General features: G+C 64.4%; 18 protein-coding genes. 12 read left to right on the forward strand and 6 right to left on the reverse strand.

Translation table 11 applies throughout. The features are described from left to right. Positions 1-141: 141 nt before the first annotated feature. Both BMW49_RS21495 and BMW49_RS21500 read right to left on the reverse strand, forming a co-directional pair. A complete protein-coding gene (locus BMW49_RS21495; RefSeq protein WP_069519792.1) occupies positions 142-3,021 on the reverse strand; it encodes a putative bifunctional diguanylate cyclase/phosphodiesterase in 2,880 nt (959 codons plus the stop codon). 595 nt (positions 3,022-3,616) lie between these two features. Then, complete coding sequence (locus tag BMW49_RS21500; RefSeq protein WP_069519793.1) at positions 3,617-4,519, reverse strand: LysR family transcriptional regulator; 903 nt, start codon at positions 4,517-4,519, stop codon at positions 3,617-3,619. Positions 4,520-4,690: 171 nt separating this feature from the next. Between BMW49_RS21500 and BMW49_RS21505 the strand changes: the two genes are divergently transcribed. The 9 genes from BMW49_RS21505 (at position 4,691) to BMW49_RS21545 (ending at position 17,268) form a co-directional block, all read left to right on the forward strand. After that, on the forward strand, positions 4,691-6,298 hold the full coding sequence (locus BMW49_RS21505; RefSeq protein ID WP_069519794.1) for an ABC transporter substrate-binding protein: 1,608 nt from the start codon (positions 4,691-4,693) through the stop codon (positions 6,296-6,298). A 58-nt stretch (positions 6,299-6,356) separates the two neighbouring features. Then, complete coding sequence (locus BMW49_RS21510; protein WP_069519795.1) at positions 6,357-7,298, forward strand: ABC transporter permease; 942 nt, start codon at positions 6,357-6,359, stop codon at positions 7,296-7,298. Next, positions 7,298-8,185, forward strand: coding sequence for an ABC transporter permease (locus tag BMW49_RS21515; protein ID WP_069519796.1), 888 nt, complete (start codon positions 7,298-7,300; stop codon positions 8,183-8,185). The genes BMW49_RS21510 and BMW49_RS21515 overlap by 1 nt, the downstream gene beginning before the upstream one ends. Positions 8,186-8,187: 2 nt before the next feature. Beyond that, positions 8,188-9,816 carry an ABC transporter ATP-binding protein gene (locus BMW49_RS21520; protein ID WP_069519797.1) on the forward strand — a complete coding sequence of 543 codons (1,629 nt, stop codon included), beginning with the start codon at positions 8,188-8,190 and terminating at the stop codon, positions 9,814-9,816. Positions 9,817-9,873: 57 nt separating this feature from the next. Further along, complete coding sequence (locus tag BMW49_RS21525; RefSeq protein WP_069519798.1) at positions 9,874-11,364, forward strand: amidase; 1,491 nt, start codon at positions 9,874-9,876, stop codon at positions 11,362-11,364. 25 nt (positions 11,365-11,389) lie between these two features. Beyond that, the gene (locus tag BMW49_RS21530; protein WP_069519799.1) at positions 11,390-12,742 is read left to right on the forward strand and encodes a D-serine ammonia-lyase; all 1,353 of its coding nucleotides are present in this window, start codon (positions 11,390-11,392) and stop codon (positions 12,740-12,742) included. 89 nt (positions 12,743-12,831) lie between these two features. Next, the gene (gene uvrD / locus BMW49_RS21535) at positions 12,832-15,033 is read left to right on the forward strand and encodes a DNA helicase II (protein WP_069519800.1); all 2,202 of its coding nucleotides are present in this window, start codon (positions 12,832-12,834) and stop codon (positions 15,031-15,033) included. A gap of 91 nt (positions 15,034-15,124) precedes the next feature. Further along, positions 15,125-16,222 (forward strand): TRAP transporter substrate-binding protein, encoded by a 1,098-nt coding sequence (locus tag BMW49_RS21540; protein ID WP_069519801.1) that lies wholly within the window; start codon positions 15,125-15,127, stop codon positions 16,220-16,222. Positions 16,223-16,413: 191 nt separating this feature from the next. After that, on the forward strand, positions 16,414-17,268 hold the full coding sequence (locus tag BMW49_RS21545; RefSeq protein ID WP_069519802.1) for a Tim44 domain-containing protein: 855 nt from the start codon (positions 16,414-16,416) through the stop codon (positions 17,266-17,268). 48 nt (positions 17,269-17,316) lie between these two features. On the opposite strand, the gene BMW49_RS21550 is transcribed toward BMW49_RS21545, so the two are convergent. After that, a complete protein-coding gene (locus BMW49_RS21550) occupies positions 17,317-17,910 on the reverse strand; it encodes a hypothetical protein (protein WP_069519803.1) in 594 nt (197 codons plus the stop codon). 219 nt (positions 17,911-18,129) lie between these two features. Next, a complete protein-coding gene (locus tag BMW49_RS21555) occupies positions 18,130-18,591 on the reverse strand; it encodes a GNAT family N-acetyltransferase (RefSeq protein ID WP_069519804.1) in 462 nt (153 codons plus the stop codon). A 101-nt stretch (positions 18,592-18,692) separates the two neighbouring features. Between BMW49_RS21555 and BMW49_RS21560 the strand changes: the two genes are divergently transcribed. Beyond that, on the forward strand, positions 18,693-19,100 hold the full coding sequence (locus BMW49_RS21560; RefSeq protein ID WP_069519805.1) for an SMI1/KNR4 family protein: 408 nt from the start codon (positions 18,693-18,695) through the stop codon (positions 19,098-19,100). Positions 19,101-19,107: 7 nt separating this feature from the next. Here the strand turns inward: BMW49_RS21560 and BMW49_RS21565 are convergent, their stop codons facing one another. Together BMW49_RS21565 and BMW49_RS21570 are read right to left on the reverse strand one after the other, a co-directional pair. Further along, complete coding sequence (locus BMW49_RS21565; RefSeq protein WP_069519806.1) at positions 19,108-19,761, reverse strand: GntR family transcriptional regulator; 654 nt, start codon at positions 19,759-19,761, stop codon at positions 19,108-19,110. Positions 19,762-19,901: 140 nt separating this feature from the next. After that, complete coding sequence (locus BMW49_RS21570) at positions 19,902-20,672, reverse strand: SDR family NAD(P)-dependent oxidoreductase (RefSeq protein ID WP_069519807.1); 771 nt, start codon at positions 20,670-20,672, stop codon at positions 19,902-19,904. A 122-nt stretch (positions 20,673-20,794) separates the two neighbouring features. Here BMW49_RS21570 and BMW49_RS21575 point away from each other — a divergent pair, with 122 nt between their 5' ends. Together BMW49_RS21575 and BMW49_RS21580 are read left to right on the forward strand one after the other, a co-directional pair. Next, the gene (locus BMW49_RS21575; protein ID WP_069519808.1) at positions 20,795-22,186 is read left to right on the forward strand and encodes an aspartate aminotransferase family protein; all 1,392 of its coding nucleotides are present in this window, start codon (positions 20,795-20,797) and stop codon (positions 22,184-22,186) included. A 90-nt stretch (positions 22,187-22,276) separates the two neighbouring features. Continuing rightward, on the forward strand, positions 22,277-23,644 hold the full coding sequence (locus BMW49_RS21580; RefSeq protein WP_069519809.1) for a glutamine synthetase family protein: 1,368 nt from the start codon (positions 22,277-22,279) through the stop codon (positions 23,642-23,644). Positions 23,645-23,722: the final 78 nt, after the last annotated feature.

Genomic DNA, 23,722 nt, shown 5'->3' on the forward strand with positions numbered 1-23,722 from the left:
CCCCGGAACTCCGCTTTCGCAGCACGTAGCCTGGGTCGAGCGAAGCGACACCCGGGACACTTATCCCCGGGTATCACGCGGCTCAACCCAGGCTACCGACCTGCACCACTGTGCGATCTGTGTACCAGCGCGCAGGAGCCGCTACGCCAACCGCGCTTGTTCGCGCAGGAGCGCGGCAAAGGCCTCGGCTTCGATAGGCCGGCTGATCAGGTAGCCCTGCAGCTCGTCGCAGCGCTGCTCCTTGAGAAAGTCCATCTGCGCCTGGGTTTCCACGCCCTCGGCCACCACCTTGAGGCCCAGGCTGTGGGCCATGACGATGATCGCGCGGGTGATAGCGGCGTCTTCGCCACCCGCCGCCAGGTCGCGGATAAAACTCTGGTCGATCTTCACGTAATCCACCGGGAAGCGTTTCAGGTAGCTGAGCGAGGAATAGCCAGTGCCGAAGTCGTCGATAGCCAGTTTGACGCCCAGCCCGCGCAGTTGCTGGAAGGTGCTGATGACATTCTCGACGTTATCCAGCAGCTGGCTTTCGGTCAGTTCCAGTTCCAGCCACTGCGCTGCCAGGTCGGTTTCCTCCAGCACCCGGCGCACCAGGCTGACCAGATTGCCCTGGCGCAGTTGGTGCACCGACAGGTTGACCGACACGCGAATATCCGCCAGCCCCTGCAATTGCCAGCTGCGCGCCTGCTGACACGCGCGACGCAGGACGAATTCGCCAATGGCGGCAATCAGCCCGGTTTCCTCGGCCAGACCGATAAACTCGCCCGGCGCTACCAGGCCGCGTTCGGGGTGGCGCCAACGCACCAGCGCCTCGGCGGCGCTCAGGCGGTCTTCGGTCATGCACAGTTTGGGCTGGTAGAAGACCTCCAGCTGACCTTCGTCGATGGCCTTGCGCAGTTGGGTTTCCAGTTGCAGGCGCTCCAGGGTGCAGGCCTGCAGGTTATCGGTGAAGAACTGGAAGGTATTACCACCCAGGTGCTTGGCGTGCTGCATGGCCATGTTCGCCTGGCTGATCAGCGAAGCGATTTCCCGGGCGTTATCCGGCAACAAACTGATGCCCAATGAGGCGCTCACCACCAACTCCTGCCCACCGACGATGACCGGCAGGCGCAGCGTGTCGAGCAGGCGGCTGGCTGTACGCGCCAGGGCGGAGAGGCTGCCGTAGGCATCGAGCAGCACGGCGAATTCATCACCGGACAGCCGTGCCAGGGTGTCGGCCTCGGGCAATGCCTGGGTCAGGCGCCGGCTCATTTGCCGCAACAACTCGTCGGCCACGTCGTGACCCAGGCTGTCGTTGAGCAGCTTGAAACGGTCCAGGTCGATATGCAGCAGCGCAATGCTGCCACCGCGCTGGCGGGCACGCTGGCCGGCGTCGTGCAGGCGCTCGCGGAACAGGCTACGGTTGGCCAGGCCGGTCAACTCGTCGTAGTGCGAGAGGTAGCGCAGGCGCTCCTCGGCCGCGCGCCGCGAAGACAGGTCGGCGAAAAAACCGACGACATGGCTGACGCCGCCGCGGGCATCACGCACCACATTGAGTTGCAGCCACTGCGGGTAGAGTTCGCCGTTCTTGCGGGTCTCCATCAGCTCACCCTGCCAGCTGCCATGCTGCTCCAGCTCCAGGCGGATCGACTGATACTGGCGCTGGGTCTCAGGCTGGCTGACCAGGCGAATGGCGCGCTGACCAAGGACCTCTTCGCGGCTGTAGCCGGACAGCGCGCTGAACGCCTGGTTGATCGCCAGCAGGCGGTAGTCGGCATCGAGAATGACGATGCCTTCGCTGGCCGCTTCGAAGACCATCGCGGCAAGGCGCTGCTGCTCTTCATGCTGCTTGCGCGCACTGATGTCGCGGCGCGTGCCGAGCATACGCCGCACCCGGCCACGGCCATCGCGCTCGACCGCCCGGCCACGGTCTTCGATCCATACCCAGTGGCCGTCGGCATGGCGCACCCGGTATTCGATCTGGTAACCGTCGCTTTGCCCTTGCATGTGCTCGACCAGCGCCCGGCGCAGCGCCGGCAGGTCATCAGGATGCAGGCGCGGCTTGAGGTCGCGCAGCATCACCTGTACCGCTTCCGGCGGCAGACCGAACAACTCGTGCAGGTGGCTGTGGTGCACCTCATCGCTCTGCAGGTCCCAGTCCCACAGGCCCAGTTCGCTGGCCTCCAAGGCAAGGGCCAGACGCGCCTGGCTCTTGCCCAGGGCATGGGTCGCTTCGTCCAGTTCCAGGGTGCGCTCGGCCACACGCAGCTCCAGTTCGCCGTGGGCCTGGCGCAGCTCGCGCTCGGCACGGCGGCGCTGCTCCACCTCACGCGCCAGCTCATGGTTGAGGCCTTCGGCCTGCTGCTTGGCAGACTCCAGGTTGGCGATCAGCGCCTGATTCTGGAAGCGCTGCAACAGGCTGCGCTGCACCAACCGGTGCACCTGCCAGGCCACCACCATCAGGGCCACGAGCAGGATGCAGCCCAGCAAACCCCAGCCACGCAGCAGCGGATCACCGCTGAACAGCAGGTAGGTGAGGGTCGGCAGCAGACAGGGCAGCGCAAAGGCGAGGAAAGCGGCACGGCTCACCGCATAGGCCACACTGGCCGAGAGAATCGCTGTGGCAATCAGCCCATAGACCAGCGCCTGCTGGTAGAACACATCACTGGGCACCAGCAGTACCGCGCCAAAGGCCAGGGTCAGCCCCGAGGCGCCGGCGCCGAGCAGAAAACGCCGGCGCCAGTGCGTGCTGGCCTGGCTACTGGGCGGCGCCGCATTGAAGGCCGAGACCTGGACCAAACGCAGCACCGCCAGCAGCACCAGCCAGACCAGCCAGCCAATCAGCAGCCAACCGTTATCCGGCCCCCACAGCAGGCAGGCACAGGCCAGGCCGTTGAGCAGCATGAACAGGGTGGGCACACGGGAGCCGAGGTACAGCAGGCGCGTGCGTTCAGCCTCGATGTCCGAGGCGAAATGCCGAGCAATGTCGCGCGAAGTGTCCAGTGTCAGCGGAGCAGGGGCATCTGCTGATAGAGCGGTCATAGGCGATATTCTTATTCGAGGGTGCCTAAAGTCGGCGCAGCATACCCCACGAAAACCCGTCGCCCAACTGTCTGGCGTGGGGTTTTGCGCAGTTTTCGGGGCAACGTCTGGCAGGCATGGACGATGCGGCCGAGCCTGCCTGGATGACTGGCCGGTCGTCCGGTTTTCTCCACGTCCTACGAGCGGGTAGCGCTGCTCAGGGTCATATCGCCTCCAGACACCGCGCGCAAGTCGCCGCCAGCACTCAGCTCGCTGCCGATGACGCTGTCCGGCATGGCTTCGACTGTCTTGCCGCCACCTCTGCGCTTGGCATCAAAGTGGTACTCGTTGGTGGCCGAGGCAATGGCAACGCAGGTAGTTTTTCAGCGGCCTGGCAAGGGGCTTCGGTGCTTTTTCGGCAAGCCCAGCCATGACATCGCGGGAGAAGACCGGGATAGACGCTGTTCCCAGCATGGATGCAGGCAGTTTCGTCTGTAATTCAACGCCAGGAAGCGTCCTACGCGCATTGAGCGACAGCAACATATAGTCGGCCGCTAAGACTACCCGACTCTTACGAACGACCCAGAATTCCACTGAGCTCAAGTATCCAATACCTCTAATCCAGCTCCTGACATAACATTTCGAGAAAGGCAGCAACGCCCTTGGGCAATGTACGCCCGGCCAGGGTTTGCACCTCAATGGTTCGCGAGCTCATCTCGCGATCCTTGACGGGCAGCACCGCCAGGCGCTCGCGATAGCTGTGGTGACGCACGGAGAGTTCGCCGAACAGGGTTACGCCGCCACCACTGGCGGAAAAGGCGATCAGGGCATTGACGTAGTTGCTGACCAGCACAGGCTCTATCAACAACCCCTGACGACTGCAGGCGATGTCGAACAGGTTGCGCAGGTTGGTGTTCTCCTGCGGCAGACCGAGCGGATAGCCTGCCAGTTGCGCAAGCGTGACTTGACGCTTGGACGCCAACGGGTGGTCGATGCTCATCACCGCATGCACCGGCGCCATGATGCGTTTTTCCACGCGAATGCCGCGCATCGGCGGGGGAGTCAGGGTCAGGCCGATATCCGCAACGCCCTCCTGCACTCGTCGGGTGACATTACTGTTGGAGCAGGCGATCAATTCAAAGTGGATACCGCTGTAGCGCTCACGGAAGCGGCTGATCAGCTGTGGTAGGAAATAGGTCGCCAGGCCCTCGATGCTGGCGATGCGTACCATGCCTTTCTGAATGCCCTCCAGCCCGGTGATCTCGTTGACCACTCGCAATGCCTCCAGGCGCGCCTTGCGCGCATGGTCGGCGAGCAACTCGCCCGAGGCAGACAGACGCATGCCGGTCTTGGTGCGCTCGAAGAGCTGGGATCCCAGTTCCGCCTCGAGCCTGGCGATCTGCCGGCTGACGGCAGAAGGGGCGACGTGCAACTGCACCGAGGCCTTGTTGATCGAGCCATATCGCACCACCGCCAGGAAGTAGCGTAGCGCACTGTCCACCAACACCCGTTCAGTCATTTTCTGGCTCCCAAGGAGTCGTCCCGTGTATTGCCGTAATGGCAATACCTCCTTCTAAAAATGCATCTAACGACATGATTGGCACGAGCGCTAGTATCGAACCCGACCCATGAGTCATTGCGGCCCTCGAGCCCGACTCGCCACCGAAGACCAGTTGAAGGGGACCATACAATGCACGAGTCGACCGTCACGCGCCGCACGTCACGAAGCCACAAGCTGTTCGCCATGCTGGCAATCGCCGGCAGCCTGTCGCTGACCGCGCAGGCCCAGGCCGAAACCACCGTGCATGCCGTCATGCATGCGGCACTGCGAGCACTGGATCCGGTCGCCAGTAGCGCCACCATCGCGCGCAACTACGGCTACATGGTCTACGACACCCTGATCGGCCTGGACGGCAACAACCAGCTGCAGCCGCAGATGGCTGACTGGACGGTTTCCGACGATGGCCTGAGCTACACCTTCACCCTGCGCGACGGCCTGCTCTGGCACGACGGCACACCAGTGACCTCGCGTGACTGCGTGGCTTCGCTCAAGCGCTGGGGGGTGTTCGATACCGGTGGCAAGTTGCTGATGGCCAACGTCGACAGCCTGCAAGCGGTCAACGACAAGCAGTTCGTGCTCAAGCTCGCACGCCCCTTCGGTGACGTGCTCGAACTGATCGCCAAACCCTCGTCGGTGGCCCCCTTCATCATGCCCGAGCAAGTCGCCTCGGCCGCGCCGGGCGAGCCGCTGGCCAACCATATCGGTTCCGGGCCGTTCCGCTTCGTCGATGCCGAATTCCAACCGGGCGTGAAGGCGGTGTTCGAGAAATTCGCCGACTACCAACCGCGCAGCGAAGCGCCCAGCGGCACCGCCGGCAGCAAGCAGGTCTATGTCGACCGCGTCGAGTGGATCAACATGCCGGACATGCAGACCACGGTGAACGCCATCAACAGCGGCGATATCGACTACATCGAGCGCACACCCTTCGATCTGTTGCCGCTGCTCGAGGGCAACCCCGAGATCACCAGCGAAGTGCTCGACAAACTCGGCATGCAGACCCTGGGACGCATGAACTTCCTGCAACCACCGTTCGACGACCTACGAATCCGCCGAGCCGCGTTGCTGGCGATCAAGCAGAAGGACGTACTCGCCGCACTGGTCGGCGACCCGCGTTACTACCAGCTGTGCGGATCGGTGTTCGGCTGCAACACCGCGCAAAGCAGCGAAGTAGGCGCCGAAACGCTGATCAAGGACGGCGACCTCGGCGAAGCTCAGCGCCTACTCAAGGAGGCCGGCTACCAGAACACCCCGGTGGTCATCCTGCAGCCCTCCGATGTCGGCACCCTGGCGCCGCAACCCATGGTCGTGGCCCAGCAACTGCGCAAGGCCGGCTTCAATGTCGAGCTCAAGCAGATGGACTGGCAAACCCTGGTCAGCCAACGCGCCAGCAAGAAGTCTCCGGCCGAGGGTGGCTGGAACATGATGTTCACCAACTTCGCGGTGGACAGCATCTGGAGCCCGGCGGTGAACCCGACGCTGATCGCCACCGGCAACGATGACGCCTGGTTCGGCTGGCCGAAGGACGAGCGCATGGAGCAACTGCGCAGCGAGTTCTCCCTGTCCACCGACCCGGCGCAGCGCAAGTCGCTGTCCGCAGCCGTACAGAAAGAGGCGATGGATCAGGTGATCGTGGTTCCGTTGGGTCAGTTCCAGAACGTCACCAGCTGGCGCAATGAGCTCAGCGATATCGTCCAGGGCACGGTTACCGCCTTCTGGGGCATGAAAAAAGCCGACTAGAGCAACAGGTGCCCCGCGCGGGGCGCCCATGCTTGCATGCACCCTCCGGGAGATTCCCATGTTCAGTTACTTCATCCGCCGCCTACTGACCGCCATCCCGGTCATGCTGGTGGTGGCGCTCAGCGTGTTCCTGCTGCTGCGCCTGTCACCCGGTGATCCGGCGACCATCATCGCCGGCGACATGGCCAACCCCGAGCAGGTGGCCAACATCCGTCGCGCCCTGGGTCTGGACGAACCGATCCTGACGCAGTTCCTGCTCTGGATCGGCAACCTGCTGCAAGGCGATCTCGGCACCTCGCTGATCTCGCAGACCACAGTGTCATCGATGATCGCTCAGCGTCTGGAGCCCACCGTCAGCCTGGCCCTGGCGGCCATCCTGATCACCGTGCTGATCGCCGTACCGCTGGGTGTAATCGCCGCCTGGCGTCAGGGCAGCTGGATCGACAATCTGGTGATGTCCGTCTCGGTGGTGGGTTTCTCGGTGCCGGTATTCGTCATCGCCTACCTGCTGATCCAGGTGTTCGCCATCGAACTGCGCTGGCTGCCGGTGCAGGGCTTTCGCGGCCTTGACAAGGGCTTGGGCGAGTTCCTCTCGCGGCTGATCCTGCCGGCGCTGACGCTGTCGTCGGTGTACATCGCGCTGATCGCCCGCATGACCCGCGCCAGCATGCTCGAAGTGCTGCGTGAGGATTACATCCGCACCGCTCGCGCCAAGGGTCTCAGCCAGCGCGTGGTGCTGTTCCGCCATGCCCTGCGCAATGCCGCCGTGCCGATTCTCACCGTGGTCGGCGCAGGCTTCGCCATGATGGTGTCCGGCGTGGTGGTCACCGAGAGCGTGTTCAACATCCCCGGCCTCGGCCGCCTGATCGTGGATGCCGTACTGGCCCGCGACTACCCGGTGATCCAGGCGCTGATCCTGCTCACCGCCGGCCTCTACGTGGTCATCAACCTGCTGATCGACCTGTCCTACGCGATCACCGACCCGAGGATCCGCTACTGATGAGCCAGACCCCCTATTCACCGCTCAGCGGTGCGCGGACCCTGCCGCGCCTGCTTAGCGGGATCAGCCGCAAGCGCCCACGCGGCGCCACGCTGGTGGCCGCTATCGTGCTGCTGTTGATCGTGGCGATGGCGATCTTCGCCCCCTGGCTAACCCAGCACGACCCCAGTGAAATCGCCCCGGCGCAGCGCCTGCAAGGCATGAGCGCGGAACACTGGCTGGGCACCGATGCCTACGGCCGCGACCTCTTCGCCCGGGTGATCTACGGCGCCCAGGTGTCGCTGACGGTCGGTGTCGGCGTCGCCCTGGCCACGCTTCTGGTGGGCCTTCCCCTGGGCTTGCTGGCGGGTTACTTCCGCAGCATCGATGCCGTGTTGATGCGCTTCATGGACGGCCTGATGGCCATTCCCGGGATTCTCGCGGCAATCGCCATCGTCTCGCTGACCAGTGCCAACCTGTGGACGCTGATGATCGCCATCATGATTCCGGAGATTCCCCAGGTGGTGCGGCTGATCCGCTCACAGGTGCTGTCGATCCGCGAAGAGGCCTATGTCGAGGCCGCGCAACTGATGGGCACACCGACGCTGACCATCATCTGGCGCCACCTGATGCCTAACACCCTGGCGCCGCTGATCGTGCAGTGCACCTACATCTGCGCGGCGGCGATCCTCACCGAGGCCACCCTGTCGTTCCTTGGTGTCGGCCTGAGTTCGGAGACGCCGACCTGGGGCAACATCATGGCCGACGGACGCACCTTCTTTCAGCTCAAGCCGTCGCTGATTTTCTGGGCCGGTCTGCTGCTATCGCTGTGCATTCTGTCGATCAACCTGCTCGGTGACGCGGCGCGCGACGCCCTCGATCCGAAGATGCAGCGCCGGGAGGGCTGAACATGAACGCCGTACTTAAAGTGGAAAACCTCCAAGTAGAGACCGTCGGCGGTAAGCCACGGTCAATCCTCAAGGGCATCTCCTTCGAGATTCATGCCGGCGAAACCCTGTGCCTGGTTGGCGAAAGCGGCTCAGGCAAGTCGGTGTCCTCGCTGGCCACCATGGATCTACTGCCGCAGGGCGCATTGCGCGCCAGCGGCGGGCGCATCCTGCTCGATGGCGAAGACCTGCTGCAGGCTTCCCCGGCCCGCCTGGCCGAGCTGCGCGGCAGCCGTATGGCGATGATCTTCCAGGAGCCGATGACCGCGCTCAACCCGGTGCTGAGCGTCGGCCGGCAGCTGGACGAAGTGCTCGCCCAGCACACCGACGACAACGCCGCCACGCGCCGCCAGCGCGTGCTGGCAGCGCTGGAGCAGGTGCACCTGCCGGATATCGAGCGCATCTACGCGAGTTATCCACACCAGCTGTCCGGCGGCCAACGCCAGCGCATCATGATCGCCATGGCGCTGCTGCTGGAACCGCGCCTGCTGATCGCGGATGAGCCGACCACCGCGCTGGACGTCACCACCCAGCACCAGATTCTCAAGCTGATCCGCGAGCTGCAGGAGAAGCACGGCACGGCGGTGCTGTTCATCACCCATGACATGGGCGTGGTGGCGGACATCGCCGACCGTGTCTGCGTCATGCACCTCGGCACCCTCGTCGAGCAGGGCCCGCTGCGCGAAGTACTGAGCACCCCGCAACAGGCCTATACACGCGACCTGCTGGCCGCTGTGCCGAGCCTGACGCCACGCGCCCCACGGCCCGCCAGCGGGCCACGCCTGGTGCTCGACGTGGCCGAACTGCACAAGGTCTACGCCGGGCCACGGCGCCTGTGGTGGCGCAAGCGCAGCAGCACCGCAGCGGTGCAGAACGTCAGCTTCCAGCTGTATGAAGGCCGCACCCTGGGCATCGTCGGCGAGTCGGGGTCGGGCAAGTCGACCGTGGCGCGATGCGTGATGCGCCTGATCGACCCGACCTCAGGCGCCATCCGCGTCAGAGGCCAGGACATCTCCGACCTCAGCGCAGCGGCGCTCAAGCCACACCGCCAGCGCATCCAGATGATCTTTCAGGATCCCTATCGCTCGCTCAACCCACGCCGCAGCGTTGCCCAGAGCCTGATCGAAGGGCCGATGAACTATGGCGTGCCACGTGAGCAGGCAATGGCCCGCGCCGCCGAGCTGCTGAGCCTGGTCGGGCTGCCGGAAGATTCTTTGCAGCGCTTCCCGCACCAGTTCTCCGGCGGTCAGCGCCAGCGCATCGCCATCGCCCGCGCGCTGGCCATGGAGCCCTCGGTGATCGTCGCCGACGAGGCGGTCTCGGCCCTCGATGTTTCGGTACAGGCGCAGGTGCTGGCCCTGCTCGATGATATCCAGAAACGCCTGGGCATCGCCGTGCTGTTTATCACCCACGACCTGCGTGTGGCCGCGCAGATCTGCGATGACGTGCTGGTGATGCAACGCGGTCAGGTGGTCGAGTACGGCCCCGCTCAGCAGGTGCTGGGCGCGCCCAAGGCGGACTACACCCGCCAGTTGATCGAGGTCGCCCCCGGTCGCTCCTGGGACTTTGCCGCCTTCGCCCCGGCCCTGTGATGCCACGCGGCGCCAGCGGTGCCGCGCCTTTTTATTTCGTTTGAAGAGAATCTGCCCATGCAACCCTGCGATCTGAGTGCTCAACAGGCGCGCCGCCTGCTGGCAAGCAAGCAACTCTCCGCCGTGGAACTCGCCGATAGCTGCATCGCCCGCGCCGAAGCGGTCAACCCAGCCGTCAACGCCCTGGTCGCCGACGACTACACGAACATGCGCCAGGCGGCCGTCACCGCGCAACGCGCCATCGACCGCGGCGAAGCGCTCGGCGCCCTGCACGGCCTGCCGCTGTGCGTAAAGGACATGGTCGACGTCAGCGGCCTGCCGACCACCTTCGGTAGCACGATCTACGCCGACAACATCGCCCGTGGCGACGACCCGATGGTCGCCCAACTGCGCAGCGCTGGTGCACTGATCATGGCCAAGGCCAACAACCCCGAATGGAGCGCCGGCGGCAATACCCGCAACGCGGTCTACGGGGTGACTGCCAACCCCTTCGACCTGACCCGCTCGGCGGCGGGCTCGTCCGGTGGATCGGCGGTAGCTCTGGCCTGTGGCATGGCGCCGCTGGCCACCGGCTCGGACACCGGCGGCAGCCTGCGCAGCCCGGCCGCCTTCAACGCCGTGGTCGGCTTTCGCGCCACCCCGGGCCTGGTGCCTGGACACAGCCGGCCACTGGGCTTGCTGCCCATGTCGATCAACGGGCCGATGGCGCGCACGGTCGGCGATGTCGGCCTGATGCTGTCGTCGATGATTCGCGCTGACCGCCGCGATCCCTGGGTGCCGGTGATCGACGGCGCTCTGGCCCACGACGCTGCCGCCTACCGCCAGTTGCCGCCGCTGGACTTGTCCAGCGCCAAGGTCGCGGTGACCAGCGACTTCGGCTTCACCCTCACCGAACGCCTGGTGGCCGACAGTTTTGCCGACAAGCTGGCGCGCTTCGCTCATGTCTTCGCCCGGTGCGAGCACACTCACCCGGACTGCAGCGATGCCGACGACACTTTCGCGGTGATCCGCGCTCTGGGCTTCTCCGGCCATCACCGCGACCTGCTCTACCGTCACCCGGAGCAGATGGGCCCGAACATCACCGACAACATCCGCGAAGGCGAAAGCTACTCGGCCCTCGACGTGGTGCGCGCGCTGGGCCACCAGACCCAGCTGTACCGCCGCTGGCAGGCATTCTTCGAAGAGCACGACTTCATCCTCGCGCCGACCACCACCATCAGCCCGCGCGACTGGCACGAGCTCTACCCCGAGCAGATCGACGGCCGCCCGACGCAGAGTTACTACCACTGGCTGTCGCTGGCGTACGCTTCGACCCTGGCCGGCCATCCCTCGGTGACCCTGCCCGCCGGACGCGACCGCAACGGCATGCCCTTCGGCCTGCAGATCATCGGTCGACGCGGCAGCGACCTACAGACCCTGGCCTTCGCCGCCGAGCTGGAAACGCTGTTCGTAGGCGACGCCGAGCTGCGCCGCCCACAAGTGGATCTGGACTACCTAACCCGGGCCAGGCCGCTGCGCGAAGCCGAAGGATTCCTCGGTTTCGCCTGAGTCAACTTATCCACAGGAGCGGGACATGACCGATTCCCCTGAACAACGCTGGTTGGCCGATGCCGCCGCACGCCAAGATGTGCAACTCGAGCGACTACGCGAGGCGCGCGAAACGCTCTGGATCAACCCCTTGCGCCAAGCTTTCGCCGAGGTACGCAATACGCTGCCGCTGGGTCCTGCGGACATCGAAGACGCCAGCCAGCGTCTGCAGCGCTTCGCCGCCTACTTGCGCACCGTGTACCCGCAAACCGCCGCCAGCGACGGCATCATCGAATCGCCGCTGCGCTGCATCCCACAGGGTGCACGCACTTTGGCGCAATGGCTAGGCACGGAGGTGCCGCAGCATCTGTGGATAAAGTGCGACAGCGAACTGCCAATCTCCGGCTCGATCAAGGCCCGCGGCGGCTTCTACGAGGTACTGCTGCACGCCGAGCGCCTGGCCCTGGAGCATGGCCTGCTACAGCCGGGTGAGGATTACGCCTGCTTCGCCAGCCCGCCCTTTCGCGCGCTGTTCGCCGAACACGCGATCATGGTCGGCTCCACCGGCAACCTCGGCCTCAGCATCGGCATCCTCAGCGCGCAACTGGGTTTTCGCGTCACCGTGCACATGTCCGCCGACGCCCGCGAATGGAAGAAGGCGCTGCTGCGCAGCAAGGGCGTGACGGTCATCGAATACGCCTCCGACTACAGCGTGGCCGTGACCCAGGGGCGCGCCGAAGCGGCTAACCTGCCACGCTGCCACTTCGTCGACGATGAGGATTCCAGCGCGCTGTTCCTGGGCTACGCGGTCGCGGCGCAGCGGCTGCAGGCGCAGTTCCAGGTGCAAGGCGTGACGGTGGATGCCGCGCATCCATTGATCGTCTACCTGCCCTGTGGCGTCGGCGGCGGCCCCGGTGGCGTGGCCTTCGGCCTCAAGCAGGTGTTCGGCGACGCGGTACACTGCTTCTTCGTCGAGCCCACCCACTCGCCGTGCATGTTGCTGGGCATGCACAGCGGCCTGCACAACGGCATCAGCGTGCAGGACATCGGCCTGGACAACCTGACCTGCGCCGACGGCCTGGCCGTGGGCCGCGCGTCGGCGTTTGTCGGTAAAGTCATGGAGCCGTTGCTCGATGGTATCTACACGGTGCGTGACGAGCATCTGTTCGCCTGCCTGGCGCAACTGCGCGACAGCGAGAGCCTGGCGCTGGAGCCTTCAGCCGTGGCCGGCGCCAGCGGCTTCGCGCGCCTCTTGGCGCAACAGGCCGAACTGCCAACGGAGCTGGCCAGCATCGACCTGATGCGCGATGCCACCCACCTGATCTGGGCCACGGGCGGTAGCATGGTGCCGGAGGCCGAGAGGCAGGCCTACTACGCGCAAGGCAAAGCCCTGCTGTAGACACGAGCCGGGCGCCGCCTGTGCGGATACCGCGCAGGCGGCGCCGCTCTTGGCTTGTGATGGCGCCAGTGCCCCCCTAGAATGCCGCGATGCAAAACGACCTCGATCAGCGACTCACCTCCCTCAATCCAGCCCAGCACCATGCGGTTACCACGCCGCCTGGGCATCAGTTGGTGCTGGCCGGTGCCGGCTCCGGCAAGACCCGCGTGCTGGTGCACCGCATTGCGTTCTTGATCCAGCGGCTGGGCGTCTCGCCCCACAGCATTCTGTCGGTGACCTTTACCAACAAAGCCGCCGCCGAGATGCGCCACCGCATCGAAGACGTGCTCGGGCAGAGCCCGGCCGGCATGTGGGTTGGCACCTTCCATGGCCTGGCCCACCGTTTGTTGCGCGCCCATTGGCGCGAGGCCAATCTGGCGGAGAACTTCCAGATTCTCGACTCCGACGACCAGCAGCGCCTGGTCAAGCGGGTGATTCGCGAGCTGGGCCTGGACGAGCAACGCTGGCCGGCCAAGCAGGCGCAGTGGTTTATCAACGGGCAGAAGGACGAAGGCGTTCGCCCGCAGGGCATCCAGGCCAGCGGTGATCTGTTCCTGGCGACCATGCGAGGCATCTACGAGGCCTACGAGGCCGCCTGCGCCCGCGCCGGGGTCATCGACTTTGCCGAGCTGCTGCTGCGCGCCCTCGACCTGTGGCGCAACAACGCCGGCCTGCTGGAGCACTATCAGAAGCGCTTCCGACACATTCTGGTGGACGAGTTCCAGGACACCAACGCCGTGCAGTACGCCTGGCTGCGCTACCTGGCCAAAGGCGGCGAGAGCCTGATGGTGGTGGGCGACGACGACCAGTCGATCTACGGCTGGCGCGGGGCGAAGATCGAGAACATCCAGCAGTTCGACAGCGATTTTGCCGGCGCCGAAATCATCCGCCTGGAGCAGAACTACCGCTCCACGGCGAACATCCTCAACGCCGCCAACGCGCTGATCGCCAACAACCAGGGGCGCCTGGGTAAAGAGCTGCGCACCGATGTCGGCGATGGCGATCTGATCAGCCTGTACGCCGCCTTCAACGAGCACGACGAAGCGCGCTATGTGGTCGAAACCATCGAGGACGCCCTGCGCAAGGACGGCCTCAAGCGCAGCGAAATTGCCATCCTCTACCGCTCCAACGCCCAGTCGCGGGTGCTCGAAGAAGCCCTGCTGCGCGAGAAGATCCCCTACCGCATCTACGGCGGTCAGCGCTTCTTCGAGCGGGCGGAAATCAAGAACGCCATGGCCTACCTGCGCCTGATCCACCAGCGCCATAACGACGCGGCGCTGGAGCGGGTGATCAACCTGCCGGTGCGTGGCATTGGCGAAAAAACCGTGGAAACCCTGCGCCAGTTCGCTCGGGCCAATGAGCTGTCGATGTGGGCCGCGCTGCACGAAGCCGTCGGCACCAAGGTGATCGGTGGGCGCGCCGCCGGGGCGCTGAATGGTTTTGTCGAGCTGATCGACACCCTGGCCCTGAAGGTTGAAGGCCTGCAGCTGCACAGCATGGCGCAGCTGGTCATCGAGCAATCCGGCCTGCTCGCCTACCACCGCGACGAAAAAGGCGAGAAGGCCCAGGCACGGGTGGAAAACCTTGAGGAACTGGTCTCTGCCGCCCGCGCGTTTGACTCCTACGAAGGCGAAGAAGGCGACGAAGAGCAGACCCCGCTGGGCGCTTTCCTCAGCCACGCCTCCCTGGAGGCCGGCGACACCCAGGCCGCCGAGAACGAAGACAGCATCCAGTTGATGACCCTGCACAGCGCCAAGGGCCTGGAGTTCCCGCGGGTGTTTTTGGTTGGCATGGAAGAAGGCCTGTTCCCGCACAAGATGAGCCTGGAAGAACCCGGCCGCCTGGAAGAGGAACGCCGCCTGGCCTACGTCGGCATCACCCGCGCCATGCGCCACCTGGTGATCAGCTACGCGGAAACCCGCCGCCTGTATGGCAACGAAACCTACAACAAGGTCTCGCGTTTTGTCCGCGAAGTGCCGGCGCACCTGCTGCAGGAAGTGCGCCTGTCGAACAGCGTCACGCGCCCCTACGGCAGCGATAACCGCAGCATGGGCGGCAGCAGCCTGTTCGCCGGCAGCGCCGTACCGGACACCCCGTTCAGCCTCGGCCAGCGCGTGCAACATTCGCTGTTCGGCGAAGGCACCATCCTCAACTTCGAGGGTTCCGGGGCGCAAGCACGGGTGCAGGTGAACTTTGAGAACGAAGGCAGCAAGTGGCTGATGCTGGCCTACGCCAAGCTGGAAGCACTGTAACAATCTGGCGCGTGGGAGGGGCTTTAGCCGCGACAGTCGCCGCTCAAGTGCCTCCCACAGCTGCCGGCCCCTTAACTCTGGAGACGACTCGATGAACCGCCGTAACCTGTTCGGCGCCGCTATGGCGCTGTTTGCTGCCATCGGCCTGGCCGGCTGCAAGGACGAAAAAGCTGCTGCCCAGCAAGACGCCAGCGCCGCGCAAGCGCAAAGCTTCCACTGGAAGATGGTCACCGCCTGGCCGAAGAACTACCCCGGCCTGGGCACTGCTGCCGAGCGCCTGGCCGAACGCGTCGCCACCATGAGCGGCGGCCGCCTGACCATCAAGGTGTATGCCGGTGGTGAACTGGTACCGCCGCTGGAAGTCTTCGATGCCGTCTCGCGCGGCACCGCCGAACTGGGCCATGGCGCCGCCTATTACTGGAAGGGCAAGGTCAGCACCGCGCAGTTCTTCACCTCCGTGCCGTTCGGCCTGTCGACCAGCGAAATGAATGCCTGGTTGAGCAAGGGCGGTGGTCAGGCCCTGTGGGATGAAGCTTACGCCCCGTTCGGCGTGAAACCCTTTGTGGTCGGCAACACCGGCATGCAGATGGGCGGCTGGTTCAACAAGGAAATCAACTCCCTGGATGACCTCAAAGGCCTGAAGATCCGCACCCCGGGCCTGGGCGGCGAAGTGCTGACCAAGCTCGGCGCGATCACCGTCAACCTGCCGGGCGGCGAGGTGTTCACCTCCCTGCAGACCGGCGCCATCGACGCCACCGACTGGGTCAGCCCGTATAACGACCAGGCCTTTGGCCTGCAGCAGGCGGCCAAGTATTACTACTACCCCGGCTGGCAGGAGCCGCAAGCGGTGCTGGAGCTGCTGGTCAACCAGAAGGCCCTGGACAGCCTGCCTGCCGACCTGCAGGCGATCCTCACCGAGGCCGCGCGTGCCGCCAGCCAGGACATGATGGACGACTACGTCTACCACAACGCCATCGCCCTGGAAGAACTGAAGAAAAGCGGCACCCAGCTCAAGCGCTTCCCCGACGAGGTACTGAGCGCGATGCAGCGTGAATCCGACGTCGTACTCGGTGAGCTGGCCGCGCAGAGCGAACTCAACGGGCGCATCTGGGCCTCGATGAAAGCCTTCCAGGACCAGGTCAGCCAGATGCACCAGCTGTCCGAGAAAGAACTCTACAACTGGCGCTGATCCGCCGTGGTGCCGGCCCCACCGGCACCGCCCATCGGACCCCGCGCACGGTGCGACGCAGTACGAGTCCAACCTTGCATAGCGTCAACCATGCGCTCAGGCAAAAGCTGGATACATTCTCCGGCTGGCCTTGCGCCCCAAAGGCGGGGCAAGATGCCGCGCAAAGTTCCAATCACAAGAGATGGCCCCTTATGCAGCGTTTCCTCAGTGTCGCCATGGCCATGTGCCTGGCGTTGACCCTCAGTTTCGATGCCGAAGCCAAGCGCTTCGGCGGCGGTAAATCCTTCGGCTCGGCGCCTAGCCACCAGAGCCGCCAGGCCGCACCGCCTTCGCAGCCTGCTGCCGGCGCTGCCGCAGCCGGTCGTGCACCTGCCGCCGCGAGCGGTGCTTCGCGCTGGCTCGGCCCCCTGGCTGGTCTGGCCGCCGGTGGCCTGCTGGCCTCGATGTTTATGGGTGACGGCTTTGAAGGCCTGCAGATCATGGACATGCTGATTTTCGGCCTGATCGCCTTCCTGCTGTTCCGCTTCCTCGCCGCGCGCCGCCAGAAGCAGAACCCGACCGTTGCGACTGCCGGTGGTGCACCCTTCCAGCGTGAAGCTCATGGCCAGCCTGCGCCGACCTCGATCTTCGGCAGTGGCGCCAGCGCCGCAGCGATCAAGCCGGTGATCAACGCCCCGGCCTGGTTCAATGAGCAGAGCTTTGTGGCCGCCGGCCGTGAGCACTTCCTCAGCCTGCAGCAACACTGGGACGCCGACGAGATGGACAAGATCGCCGAGTTCGTCACCCCGCAACTGCTGGAATTCCTCAAGCGCGAGCGCGCCGACCTGGGTGACGGCTTCCAGTCCACCTACATCGACGACCTCGAGGTACAACTGGACGGTGTCGACGACCAGGCCGAGAAGACCATCGCCACCCTGACCTTCAGCGGCCTGTCGAAGACCTCGCGTTTCGACCAGGGCGAAGCTTTCAGCGAAAGCTGGCGCCTGGAGCGTGCTGCTGGCGAGAACCAGCCGTGGCTGGTCGCCGGTATCCGCCAGAACGGCTGATAACAGCGGACAACAAAAAACCGGGCATGCCCGGTTTTTTGTTGTCCGTCATTTGCCGGCGCCGCCCGGATCCGGCGGCTTGACTGTCGCACTGGGTTGCTGGGCTTTATCATTCCAGGCGCGGATGTCTTCACTGCGTTTACGGCTGCTGAGTTGGGCACGATCAATCGCTTCGTTGTAATACGCCAACCAACTGCGCGAACCCGGCAGCATATTTGCCAGGTCGCGCATACCCGCCTTCAAGCCCTGCATCACCTGCTGATAATCGCGCTCCTGGTCCTGCAGCACCTTGCTCACTTCGGCGATGCTGTCCGGGTTTTCCGCGCGCGTGAAAAAACCGCTCAACTGGGATGCCTGCTGGCTGGCCAATAGCGCTTCCTGATGGCTCAAGGCACCCTGCTGCACCACTAGTTGCTGTTCAAGCTGGCGTACCTGCTGCTCCAGCGCCTGGATGCGCGGCTCATCAGCGGCGCTGAACAGGCTGTAGAGGTTCAGCCCGCTCGATACCAACATCAGGCTGCCCAGCACGCCGGCCAGGGCCAAAATAAACAAGCGATTGCGCTGACCGGCCTTGGTCAGCAATTGCAGTCGCTCGTCCTCACTGAGCACCGTATCGCCGGAATCCTGCGTATGGCTTTTCATAGGAAGCTCATTTTATGACGCTGGCAAATTGACATGCGCCTACGCAAAAGATAGCACTCGGCGATCATTTCTGCTCAGACCCGAACAGCCTGTTCGGACTTGATCGTGACAATGGACGAAAGCCGAAACATGGCCACATCCGGTTTCAGCTGGGACGACTTTTCGCGGTCTAGTGCTTTACCTACCCAAACACCGCTATCAACCGAGCCGTTCCCACACCTATGCGCCAGCAGCCCGACGCATGCCGATATGCGGAATATCGTCCTCCAGATACAGCTCGGTAACCGGCGCGAAGCCATAGCGCCCGTAATACCCTTGCAAGTGCACCTGGGCCGACAGATACAGCGGCACACCCGGCCAGCGCTGGCGGCATTCGGCGAGCGCCTGCTCCATCAGCGCATGGCCCAAACCCGTACCCCGCACCGACTCGGCGATCACCACCCGGCCAATCACCACCTCGCCCTGCATACGCTGCGGGTCGAGCAGGCGCAGATAGGCCACCAGCCCCTGTGCATCATGAGCCAGCAGGTGGCAGGTATCGCCAAGCAGGTCCTGGCCGTCGGTCTCCAGGTAAGGGCACCGCTGCTCCACCACAAACACCTGAGTACGCAGCGCAAGCAGCGCGTACAGGGTGGCGATGTCGAGTTCGCAATGGTGCAGGCAGGTCCAGGTGACCGACATAAGAGCGCTCCGCAAAAGCGTCAGTATATGTCCACAGGGGTTTTCATTCTGCAGGCCAGCTACTGTATAAAGCCGATCCCACCACTCGAGGACCTGTCACCGTGGAAGAAGTCATCGAACAACTGCGCGAACTCAACGAACCCGTCCCGGTTCCGCTGGAGCTGCCTGAAGAAGAGCTGCTGGTCGAGATCGAGGAACAGCTGCTGATCAACCTGCCGTTCGAGCTGCGCGAATTTCTGCTCAAGGTCAGCGATGTGGTCTACGGGCGTCTGGAGCCAGTGACCGTTACCGACCCGCAATCGCACACCTACCTGCCGGAAGTCGCCTCGGTGGCCTGGTCCCTGGGCGTGCCCCGCGAGCTGGTGCCGATCTGTGAAGACCACGGCAACTACTACTGCGTGGAGCAGGACGGCACCGTGGTGCTGTGGGACGGCGACGAATGCGAGCTGACCGACGACAGCTGGGATTCGGTCTGGCACTGGGTGCGCGAAATCTGGCTGGAGAGCTGAGTACCAATCAGCGCACGCCTTGCTCCAGGTCGAGCAGATTGAGCAGAAAGCGCGCGAAGTAGGTCAGGTCCTGCTCCAGCGCCTGACGTGCGGCCTTGGCGTCACGCGCCTCAAGGGCGGCAAAGGTGTCCTCATGAAAGTCGTTGAGCCGCAGTGACAGGTCGGCGTTGGTAAACAGGCGATTGAAAAACGGCCCGACCTGCAGCCAGAGCGACTCGATTGTGCGCACCAGCACCGGGTTACCGCAGGCCGCGTACAGGTGCAGATGGAACTGGCTATTGGCCGTCAGGTAGCCCTGCACCTGGCGCTGCTCGATGGCCTGGTCCATCTGCTGCACGCAGGCGCGCAGGGTGGCGATGTCAGCATCGTTTAAGCGCGGCGCGGCCAGCTCCACGGCCAGCCCCTCCAGGCCCATGCGCACCTGAAAAATCTGCTCATAGCGTTCGCGGGTCATCGGCGGGACGCGCACCGAGCGCTGCGGTTCGCCCTCCAGGGCACCTTCGGCCACCAGACGCTGCAACGCGGCACGCACCGGCATGGGACTGGTGCCCCATTGGCTGGCCAGTTCACGGATCTTCAAGCGTTCGCCTGGCTGGAAATGGCCTGCCAACAAACCCGCGCGAATGTTCTGATAAAGATGGTCCTGTAAGTTCTCAGCCATAACTCAGCGCAAGCCTCTAACCGGCGGTGCGGGGAGCTGAGCAAGGGTCAGTGAGCAGTTATGCATAGGGTTCTCCAAAACATGGAACATCTAGGGTCTGCAAAAGGCAGACGGTAAAACGAAATGAGCGCCGTAGACGCTCACGGGGCTTTGTTCTCGATCAGGCAGTTACCGCCGTCAACCACCAAGACTTCGCCAGTGATATAGCTGGCTTCGCGGGATGCCAGAAAGGCCACCGCCGCCGCCACTTCCTCAGGGCGGCCCGCGCGACCCAGTGGCGTGTGCTCGGCGGCGTGGTGCTCTTCTTCGGTGCTGGACCCGGTGGCGATCCAGCCCGGCGCCACGCTATTGACCGTAATGCCCTGCTTGGCCACTTCCAGCGCCAGGCCCATGGACAGGCCAAGCATACCGGCCTTGGCCGCGCTGTAGGCCGCCTCACCAGGGTTGCTGCCACGGGTGCCGGTGGTCGAGCTGATATTGACGATGCGCCCATAACCGCGCGCGCGCATACCCGGCAGCACCGCACGGGTAAGTAAAAAGGCTGTTCCCAGGTTGCGCGCAATGGACAGGTTCCAGGTCGCCAGGTCCATGTCCGCCAGCTCAGCAAATGGCTCGGGGCTGCCTTGCATGGCCATGCCGGCGTTGTTCACCAGAATATCGATCTGCCCCCACTGCGCCTGCGCCCAGTCGAGCAATTCGGCGACCTGCCGTTCATCGGTCAGGTCAGCGGCGCGGCCACGCGCTTGAATGCCCTCAGCGCAGAGTTCGGCAACCCGTTGCTCGACCCGCGCACTGCTGGCGGTCAACAGTACCCGTGCGCCGGCATGGCCCAGACGACGGGCGATGGCCAGGCCGATACCCGATTCACTGCCCGCGCCGCTGATCAGCGCTACCTCTTGCTGAAAGTTCATCTCACACCAACCTGTGATCACAAATGTAGCGATAATCTAGCAATAAAGCCTGATCAAACCAATGCTTGAGTTTTTTGTGATCACAAAATAGCATGTGCAGAAATTCGAACGAGGTGTTCAACATGACTGCCAGTGGAATAAGCCCAGCCGCAGTAGAAGCTTTCGCCCAACGCGAGCGTGAGCATTTTATCGCGCGTAATCCGAAATCCGTGGCCCTGGCCGAACGCGCGCGCCATTCGTTATACGGCGGCGTACCGATGCACTGGATGGCGGACTGGTCGACCCCGGTGCCGCTGTTCGTCGAACGGGCCAAGGGCGCGCGCTTCTATGACGTCGACGGCCACGAATACATCGACTTCTGCCTGGGCGACACCGGCACCATGTTCGGCCACTCGCCGGCCCCGATCGCCAAGGCCATCGCCGAACAGGGCAACAACGGCCTGACCAGCATGCTGCCCGGCGAGGACGCGGTGGTCTGCGGTGAGCTGCTGGCCGCGCGCTTCGGCCTGCCGTTCTGGCAGGTCACGGCAACCGCCACCGACTCCAATCGCTATGTGTTGCGTTGGGCCCGCGCCATTACTCAGCGCAAGACGCTGCTGGTGTTCGACGGTTGCTACCACGGCACCGTGGACGACGTGATGGTGCGCTGCATCGACGGCGAAACCGTGCCGCGCAGCGGTTTGGTCGGCCAGGCCTACGACCTGACCCAGTACAGCCGTTCAATTCCATTCAATGACGTGGCTGCGTTGGACGCCGCACTGGCCCAGGGCGACGTCTGCGCCCTGATCTGCGAACCGGCGATGACCAACATCGGCATGGTCCTGCCCGAGCCGGGCTTTATGCAGCAATGCCGCGAGCTGACGCGCAAATACGGCGCGCTGCTGATCATCGACGAGACCCACACCATCTCCACCGATATGGGTGGCTGCACCAAGTTGTGGAACCTCGACCCAGACTTCTTCGTGGTCGGCAAACCGATTGCCGGCGGTGTGCCGTGTGGCATCTTCGGTTGCAGCGCGGCGATGGCCGAGGCCATGACTGCCGCGCGCAAACGCGCCAGCGAAGGCAGCCACGGCCACGGTCACAGCGGCATGGGCACCACACTTTCAGCCAATGCCCTGGCCATGCACTGCATGCGCGCCAACCTGGAACAGGTGATGACCGAGGCCGCCTACGCGCACATGCTGCCGCTGGCCAAGCGTCTGGCTGATGGCTTTCGCACATTGATTGGTAAGCACGGATTGAAGTGGTCGGTGACCGAGCTGGGCGCGCGCAGCGAGTTCCAGTTCTGTCCGGTGTCGCCGAAGACCGGTGCAGAAGCCGAAGCGGCGTTCCACGACGAGCTGCAAATGGCCCTGCACCTGTACCTGATCAACCGCGGCATCCTCATCACCCCGTTCCACAACATGACCCTGTGCTGTCCGAGCACCACGGCAGACGATGTGGATAAGTTGATCGCAACGCTCGACCAAGCCCTGACCGAGCTGCTGGCCATTCCCGGCGCCCGCGAGTAATCCATCGATCAGCCTGTGGGAGGGGCTTTAGCCGCGACAATCGCCGCTAAAGCGCCTCCCACGAAATGACGACTCACTGTGAGAATCACCATGCCATTTGCCGAGATCCAGGAAGCCCACGACTTCCTCGCCGCCCACCCCGACGTGCGCCTGATCGAACTCATGCTGATCGACGCCAACGGCATCCCACGCGGCAAGCTGCTGCACCGCGACGAACTGCTGGCCATCTATGAAAACGGCCGGCCGCTGCCCAGCTCGATCCTGGCACTGACCATTCAGGGCGAAGACGTCGAAGAAAGCGGCCTGGTCTGGGAAGTCGCCGATGCCGACTGCTGGACTTACCCGCTGCCCGGCAGCCTGACCCTGCAACCCTGGCGCAGCACGCCCACCGGCCAGCTGCAGGTGAGCATGCACCCAACCCAGGGCATGCCCGCCGCCCCAGCCGACCCACGGCATGTGCTGGTGCGCGCCATCGACCGGCTCAAGGCCGACGGTTACCACCCGGTGATGGCGGTGGAACTGGAGTTCTATCTGCTGGACAAGCAGCGCGATGCCAACGGCCGCCCACAGCCGGCGCTGCAAAGCAACGGCGTGCGTCCACAGGCGCCGCAGGTCTATGGCGTGTACGAGCTGGAGCAAGTGCAACCGTTCCTCGATGACCTCTACGCCGCCTGCGAAGTGCAGGGCCTGCCGGTGCGCACGGCGATTTCCGAGTACGCCCCCGGCCAGTTGGAGCTGACCCTGGAGCACCGTTTCGACGCGCTGCAGGCCATCGACGAAGGCGTGCGCTACAAGCGCCTGGTCAAAGGCGTGGCCAACAAGCACGGGCTGCAGGCCTGCTTTATGGCCAAACCGTTTAGCGACCAGGCCGGCAGCGGGATGCATATGCACGTCAGCCTGGCCGACGAGCATGGCAATAACCTGATGGCCTCCGAAGACCCCCATGGCACCCCGCTGCTCAAGCACGCCATCGGCGGCATGATGGCCACGCTCAACGACGCCCTGGCGATCTTCTGCCCCAACGCCAACTCCTTCCGCCGCTTCCAGGCCAACAGCTACGCGCCGCTGGCCAAAAGCTGGGGGGTGAACAACCGCACCGTGTCGTTCCGCGTGCCGGGCGGCCCGGCCAATAGCCGGCATGTCGAGCACCGCATCTGCGGCGCCGACGCCAACCCGTACCTGGCGGCGGCGGCGATCCTTTCCGGCATCCATCACGGCATCAAAAACCAGGTCGACCCGGGTGAGGAAATCATCGGCAACGGCTACGAACAGGCCCGCGAAACCCTGCCCACCGACTGGCTGACCGCCCTGCGTACACTGGAGCAATCGGCCTGGGCCAAGGACGCCCTGGGCGAGGACTTCCTAAAAGTGTTCCTGGCGATCAAGTGGGCCGAATTCCGCCAGTTTATGGGCGAGGTCGGCGAGCAGGACTGGCGCTGGTACCTGACCCACGCCTGAGCCGCTCTTGGGTGCGTCACCCTGCAGCTTTACCGGTAACGCCGCGCAGCAGCGTCTCCACCCAATAGCGCCAACAAC

The organism is Pseudomonas cuatrocienegasensis (assembly GCF_900110925.1).
Lineage (GTDB): Bacteria > Pseudomonadota > Gammaproteobacteria > Pseudomonadales > Pseudomonadaceae > Aquipseudomonas > Aquipseudomonas cuatrocienegasensis.

Excerpts from the sequence above, each read along its gene's own strand:
- BMW49_RS21520 (WP_069519797.1), top strand. The coding sequence starts at position 8,188 with ATGAACGCCGTACTTAAAGTGGAAAACCTCCAAGTAGAGACCGTCGGC.
- BMW49_RS21510 (WP_069519795.1), top strand. The coding sequence starts at position 6,357 with ATGTTCAGTTACTTCATCCGCCGCCTACTGACCGCCATCCCGGTCATG.
- BMW49_RS21530 (WP_069519799.1), top strand. The coding sequence starts at position 11,390 with ATGACCGATTCCCCTGAACAACGCTGGTTGGCCGATGCCGCCGCACGC.
- BMW49_RS21540 (WP_069519801.1), top strand. The coding sequence starts at position 15,125 with ATGAACCGCCGTAACCTGTTCGGCGCCGCTATGGCGCTGTTTGCTGCC.
- BMW49_RS21515 (WP_069519796.1), top strand. The coding sequence starts at position 7,298 with ATGAGCCAGACCCCCTATTCACCGCTCAGCGGTGCGCGGACCCTGCCG.
- BMW49_RS21495 (WP_069519792.1), bottom strand. The coding sequence starts at position 3,021 with ATGACCGCTCTATCAGCAGATGCCCCTGCTCCGCTGACACTGGACACT.
- uvrD (WP_069519800.1), top strand. The coding sequence starts at position 12,832 with ATGCAAAACGACCTCGATCAGCGACTCACCTCCCTCAATCCAGCCCAG.
- BMW49_RS21545 (WP_069519802.1), top strand. The coding sequence starts at position 16,414 with ATGCAGCGTTTCCTCAGTGTCGCCATGGCCATGTGCCTGGCGTTGACC.
- BMW49_RS21525 (WP_069519798.1), top strand. The coding sequence starts at position 9,874 with ATGCAACCCTGCGATCTGAGTGCTCAACAGGCGCGCCGCCTGCTGGCA.
- BMW49_RS21550 (WP_069519803.1), bottom strand. The coding sequence starts at position 17,910 with ATGAAAAGCCATACGCAGGATTCCGGCGATACGGTGCTCAGTGAGGAC.
- BMW49_RS21575 (WP_069519808.1), top strand. The coding sequence starts at position 20,795 with ATGACTGCCAGTGGAATAAGCCCAGCCGCAGTAGAAGCTTTCGCCCAA.
- BMW49_RS21565 (WP_069519806.1), bottom strand. The coding sequence starts at position 19,761 with ATGGCTGAGAACTTACAGGACCATCTTTATCAGAACATTCGCGCGGGT.
- BMW49_RS21500 (WP_069519793.1), bottom strand. The coding sequence starts at position 4,519 with ATGACTGAACGGGTGTTGGTGGACAGTGCGCTACGCTACTTCCTGGCG.
- BMW49_RS21555 (WP_069519804.1), bottom strand. The coding sequence starts at position 18,591 with ATGTCGGTCACCTGGACCTGCCTGCACCATTGCGAACTCGACATCGCC.
- BMW49_RS21505 (WP_069519794.1), top strand. The coding sequence starts at position 4,691 with ATGCACGAGTCGACCGTCACGCGCCGCACGTCACGAAGCCACAAGCTG.
- BMW49_RS21580 (WP_069519809.1), top strand. The coding sequence starts at position 22,277 with ATGCCATTTGCCGAGATCCAGGAAGCCCACGACTTCCTCGCCGCCCAC.
- BMW49_RS21570 (WP_069519807.1), bottom strand. The coding sequence starts at position 20,672 with ATGAACTTTCAGCAAGAGGTAGCGCTGATCAGCGGCGCGGGCAGTGAA.